The organism is Nitrosophilus sp. (genome assembly GCF_982775275.1).
On record NZ_CEXZHP010000195.1, the window covers coordinates 1 to 2,803 of the forward strand.

The 2,803-nt window shown below is 28.0% G+C and carries 3 protein-coding genes; all 3 read right to left on the minus strand.

The genetic code is table 11. From position 1 onward, the window contains the following. A partial coding sequence (locus tag AC30RD_RS08045) for a flagellar protein FlaG (protein WP_489493956.1) occupies positions 1-347 on the minus strand: 347 nt, incomplete at its 3' end. A 94-nt stretch (positions 348-441) separates the two neighbouring features. Then, entirely contained in the window at positions 442-1,299 is an 858-nt protein-coding gene (locus AC30RD_RS08050; protein WP_489493958.1) for a flagellin N-terminal helical domain-containing protein, read from the minus strand. A 64-nt stretch (positions 1,300-1,363) separates the two neighbouring features. Beyond that, on the minus strand, positions 1,364-2,803 hold a 1,440-nt coding region (locus AC30RD_RS08055; RefSeq protein WP_489493959.1), incomplete at its 5' end, for a tetratricopeptide repeat-containing glycosyltransferase family 2 protein.

Here is a 2,803-nt window from a genome sequence, read left to right on the forward strand (position 1 = left end):
GTTACCTCATCTATATATTTTGCAATTTTTAAGATAACATCGGGCGGAAGCTGCCTAATAACCTCTTTTGTTTCCTTATCAACAATTTTTACCACTTGAATTCCGGTATCTTCGTCTATTTCTATTTTTAGTTGAGAATTTAGCATACTCATTTTTTTATTTAAATCTTCTATAGATTTTTGAATAATCTCATTTTGAACTTTTTCATCAAGATTTTTAAATGTGTCTGCATTATCTTTTTCTTTTGCTTGATTTTCAAGCTGAGTAGATATTGTTTTATCTTTATCCACATTTTGAGATTGCATCTGAAGAGCGGCACTTGTAGAGTTTACAGCTTTAACATCCATCTTTAACTCCTAAAATCTTTTGGTTAAGACTTAAAAAACCTTAACCAAAAGATTTTAACTATTATATCACAAAAGAGGCAAAGCCTCTTTTGAATTATCTTAATAATTGAAGAACAAGCTGAGACTGTTGATTTGCCTGAGCAAGTATACTCATACCAGACTGCATTAAGATATTTTGTTTTGTAAATTCACTCATCTCTTTAGCAAAATCAACATTTCTTATTCTTCCTTCCGCATCAGAGGTATTTACTCTTTGAGTTTCGTTGTTTGAGATTATTTTTTCTAACTCTATCTGAGCCGAACCAAATTTTGCGGCTTCGTTATCGATAGCTTTAATTAACGCGTCAACTATAGAAACTGTATCATTGGCAGCAGTTTGAGATGTTACATCTATAGTATATGTAGTTGTTCCCAATAAAACCGTAGAAGCAGTTGTTGAGTTCGCTCCACCAGTTGCACCTGCAGTTGAAGTTGTAATAGTCAACTCTTGATCTTTTCTCCCGCCATAATGGATAGTAAAAGTTGTCGTAGTTGAGCTTTGAAAAATATTTGTTCCGTTAAATTCTGTATCACTAAATATCTTACCGATAGCATCAACAAGCTTATTTATATCTTGTTGCAACGCTTTTTGAGAATCGCTATCAACAGTATTTGATGCTTGAATAGCTTTTGCTTTTACGTCATTTAAGATATTATATATCTCACTTAAGCTTCCTTGTGCAATTTGTGCGATACTAACACCATCCTGAGCGTTTCTAGTACCCTGATCTAGAGATATAGCGTATGTTTTTAGCTGATCAGCGATAAACAGCCCTGCCGCATCATCCGCAGCTCTGTTGATCCTATAACCTGTAGCCAATCTCTCCATACTTTTGTTCATAGCCTGTTCAGTCTTTAGCAAATTTGCATGCGTAAAGTCAGACTGAAAGTTGTAATTGATTCTAAGTGCCATTTTTGACCTCCTGATTTTTTTTACAAACTCATTATCGGAAGTCAAAAAAAATTTTTTAGTTTTTTTATAAATTTTTTAGTTTTTTTTCTATTATTTTGGCTTCATTTATTTTACCGGCCTTTTTTAAAGCATCAATAAAAAGAGGCAAAGAAGAGATTGTAGGTTTTTTTAAAAGAGAGTTTTTAAAATAATAAATTGATTTTTCATACACTTTTAAATTATATAAAGAAAGAGCCATGAGTTCATTTGCGATTATATCATGTCTATTTATTAGCAAACTTCGTTTTGCAAAATATATAGCTTTTTTATAATTTTTCTTATTAAAATAATAGTTAGAGGCAAAATTGTTTAAAAGATCAAAATCGTGTATTTTTGTAGATTTTAATAAAAATTTTTCAAATTTTTCTTTTTGATATTTTTCATATAGCTTTAATAAAATATATGCAAAATAACGATTTTTATCTTTTTTCCATTCATTTTTTATATACTCGATTTCATCTACATCTAAATAATTAGGTAATTTCTTATCGATAATTTCGGGAATATTTCCTATTTTATCTATAACAACTGCAATATTATAATTTTTATCTACAGGTTTTTTCTCAAATTTATCAACTTTTTTTAGGAATTTTATATAATACTCCTTTGCTAAAGTAAAATTTTTCAATTTTTCATAAGTATAAGCTTTCATATATAAAAGATCCGGAAAATCGCTAAAATTTTTTAATCCATCTTCAATATATTTTAAAGCTCTATTAAAATCCTCCTTTTTGATAAATATATCGCTCAAATATATATATATGTATGTTGTAAAAAAAAGTGTAGAGTTATCGCTAAATTTATTTGATATTTTCTCAAACTCATCTATATAATCGATAGCTTCTTTTATATATTTTTTATCAAAATAGGAAAGTATTGCAAAAGTTTGAAAAAGATAAAAAAGTTTAATAAAATATTCTCTTGGCTCGTTTTTAAACTTTTCTAAATCCTCTTTAATCAATGATAAATTACGATACGCCTTATTTTTTTGAACTTCTATATCTTCATATCCAAAATGGTTAATAAAAATATCACTACCAAATGATTCCAAAACATTAAGTCTTTCGTGAATTTTTCCTACCCAAAAAATATCTTTTTCTTTTTTATGAAGAAAAGCTTGAGTAGATATGGATTTTATTTTTCCATCCAATCCAAAATTTTTTATAAAAAAGGAAACAACTTTTATATTTTTATCTTTTTGGATAATTGGCAATATTTTTTTAAATTTTTCAAATTCTTTATCTTCTAGTTCAAAATCCGCATCAAAATGCCAAATCCAATCACCCTTGCACTTTTTAATAGCAAAATTTCTCGCATCACTAAAACCTTTCCACTCTTTTTTAAAAACTCTGCATCCATACTCTTTTGCTATATTTATACTTTTATCTGTTGATCCTGTATCTACAACAACTATCTCAAAAAATTTGTCCTTTAAACTATTTAAAAGTCTAGGGAGATTTTTTTC

Bases quoted from the DNA above. Each gene is read 5' to 3' on its own strand.
- AC30RD_RS08050 (WP_489493958.1), bottom strand. From the start codon at position 1,299: ATGGCACTTAGAATCAATTACAACTTTCAGTCTGACTTTACGCATGCA.